This window comes from Pseudomonas sp. BE134, from assembly GCF_031456105.1.
Classification (GTDB): Bacteria; Pseudomonadota; Gammaproteobacteria; order Pseudomonadales; family Pseudomonadaceae; genus Aquipseudomonas.
Map to the genome: position 1 here is coordinate 1 of NZ_JAVDUA010000063.1, position 2,933 is coordinate 2,933.

Below are 2,933 nucleotides of genomic sequence, written 5' to 3' on the forward strand. Positions count from 1 at the left end.
GGACGCATCATGGTGATGGGCTCCTGATGGAAATCGGGAGCACAGCATCAGCCGTCTATTATCCGCTTGGAATGTGGAGTTCATGGAGCGGATACGAAGTATTGCCCCTGAAAGCGCAACGGCTGCTCAAGCTGCTCTCCCCCGCCCAGCGCCAGATGCGTGACCTTGCCATAGGCGTTGTACTTCGCCGACCAGACAATCTCGCCGCCAAAATCGGTCAGTTCCTGCGGGGTGCCGAGGTGGTCGAGTTGGTAGTAAAACGGGCAGGCTTTGCGCGGGCCTTTGCCATCGAGCATGGCCAGCGGACGGAAGCTGCCGGGTTCGTAGACGTAGCTGCGGTAGTGTTCGCGGCTGCTTTCGGCGATGAGGTTGTCGCCTTGCCAGAAGAATTCGGTGGTGTGGCCGTCGACGGTTTTGGCGATGCGGCGCCCGAAGGCGTCGTAGCGGTAGCTGGAGGTGCGGCCGTCCGGGGTGGTGATGCCGACGAGGCGGTGCTGGCAGTCGTAGCGGTAGTCGGTAACGAGTTTTTGCGCGGTGCCGCGGCGTTCGCGGATCAGATTGCCGAAGGCGTCGTAGTCGTAGTGGCGGTCGCCTTGTAGGAGCAGGCGATTGCCCCGCACCTTGGCGGCGCCGGGGCGGTCCTGCATCAGCAGATTGCCGGCGGGGTCGTGGGCGAAGGTTTCCGCTGGGTCGTCGCGGGTGTGGCGCACGCGGGCCAGGCGGTTGAGCGGGTCGTAGTAATAGCTGCGCTGGCCGTGTCGACTGTCGGCGACGGTGGCCAGGTTGCCGTTGACCGCGTAGCCGTAATGGCGCATGTACAGCGGCCGGGTTTGCTGGTGGATGGCGTGGGCCTGCAATCGGCCTTGTTCGTCGTAGTGGTAGTGGCTGGTGAGTTGACCTTGTTGGCGTTGTTGCTCGCGGCCGAAGGCAAACTGGTGGCTGGTGAGCCGTGCGCCGTTGAGGTCGATGGCGGTGAGTGCGCCGCCCTTGGCGTGGTGGTAGTCGAGTTTGCTGCCGTCCGGCAGGCGCAGGCGATTGAGTTGGCCGCAGGCGTCGTAGCCATAGCGCAGGGTGCCCCAGCCTTGGTGTTCGGTGATCAGACGGTCCTGTGGGTCGTACTCGAATTCCAGCGGGTGGTCGTGGCCGTCGTCGACGCTGATCAGGCGGCCGAGGTTGTCGTAGCGGTAGTTGACCTTGATGCCGTCGGGTAGCGTTTTGACCAATAACCGCCCCGCTGAATCACGCTCGTAAGCGGTGGTCAGCTGCGAACCGTCAGCACCGAACTCGGTTTTTTCCAGCAACTGACCCTTGAGGTCATAGGTGTACGCGGTGCGCTGGCCGTCGAAGCCGGTTTCCTGTCGGATCAATCCGCCGGGGGTGTAGTCCAGCTGATATTTTTCGCCGGATTCGTTTTCGATTTCCGTGAGCAACAGCTGCGCGTTGTCGTAGCGGTACTTCAGCTGGGTACCATCGGCATTGAGTCGGCGGCTGACCAGGTGCAGATCGTCGAGGTATTCGTAGCGCGTGACGCGACCGAGTTCGTCGCGCTCGGCGGTGATTTTTCCGTAGGCGTTGTAGCTGTAGGCGCGGCTGGCGCCGGTAGGAAGAATCGTCTGGATCAGTCGGCCGACGGCGTCCCATTGCGACTGCGTGACCGCGCCATGTTCGTCCTGACGGGTAAGCTGCCGCCCCAGGGCATCGTAGGAAAAGCGCCGAACACCAGCGTCCGGCAGCGTTTCCTCGACCAGTTGCCCCAATGCGTTCCAGACGAACACATGCCGGCTCGTGTCCGGGTAGCGGACCGACAGCAGCTGACCTTTGTCGTCGTAGTGGTAATGGGTGATCTGGCCGTCGGGATCGGTCGCTTCGGTAACGTCACCCTGGGCATTGCGCAGATACTTCCAGACGGCTTTGCCGCGATAACGGGCGTGCAGGAAACCGTTGCGATACTCGTAGCCCGTTGGCTCGTCTTCGGGCGGAATCAGCGCCACCAGCCGTCCGACTTCGTCGTAACGGTATTCAGTCACCGCCCCGAGCGGGTCCTGCTCGGCAATCAGCCGACCGTCTTCGTCGTAAGCCTTGAGCTGCTCGCCGCCATCCAGTTCGACCTTGCGCACCAGCCGCGCCTGCTTGTCGTGGACGTACACCTCTTCGCTGCCGTCGAGGTTGTGCACGGTGACGCTGCCGGCGTCGTCCCAGACATAACGCGCATCCATCTGCGCAAAAGAGGCCCAGTGGCGGATGCAGCGCGCCGCCTTGCCGGAGCGTTCCCACTCCCAGAAGAAACTCGCCCCACCAGCCAGTTGTCGCTGGAGAATGACGTGCTGGTCGTCGTAGTCGTAGCGCTCACTTTCACCGGCGGCGTTGCTCGCTTCGATCAGTTGCGCGCGTTCGTCGTAGGTGTAACTGAACAGGGTTTGCTCGGTCTTCCAGCACGCATCGAGGGTCGGCGCCGGGACAAACAGCTGATAGTCGACGGCGACCAAATGGCTGCGTTCATAACGCAAGCGCAAGGCGCGGCCGGCGCCGTTGTCGAGGCGCTGGATACGGTTCTGGCGGTCGCGGCTGATGCGCAGACGGTTGTCGTAGGCGTCGCTGATCGCCGTCAATCGACCGTTGTGGAAGTGATAAAAGCGCGTGTCGTCGCCGGCTTGGGCGAGGATCAGTTCTTCCGGTTCGTTGCCGAGGTAAATCGCCGCGCGCGACAGGCTGTTGTGGATCGCCGGGCGTTCAGCGGACGGCAGCGGGAACGTGGTGCGACGGTTTTCGTGGTCGATCCAGATGACGCTGTCGCCGTCGATGTCCAGGCGATGGGAGAGCGAATGGCTCCAGCCAAACCCGAGGCCGCTGTCGATGTCGGCGGCGCTGGTGCGATAGAGCCGGGTGAAGTCGAACGGCAGGACACCGTCCAGCGCACCGTCGGTGAGAGTCAG

Annotated in this window: 1 protein-coding gene; it reads right to left on the reverse strand. The window is 63.0% G+C overall.

Annotated features, from left to right (window positions below; genetic code table 11):
* Positions 1–80: 80 nt before the first annotated feature.
* On the reverse strand, positions 81–2,933 hold a 2,853-nt coding region (locus J2Y56_RS28305; RefSeq protein ID WP_310354108.1), incomplete at its 5' end, for an RHS domain-containing protein.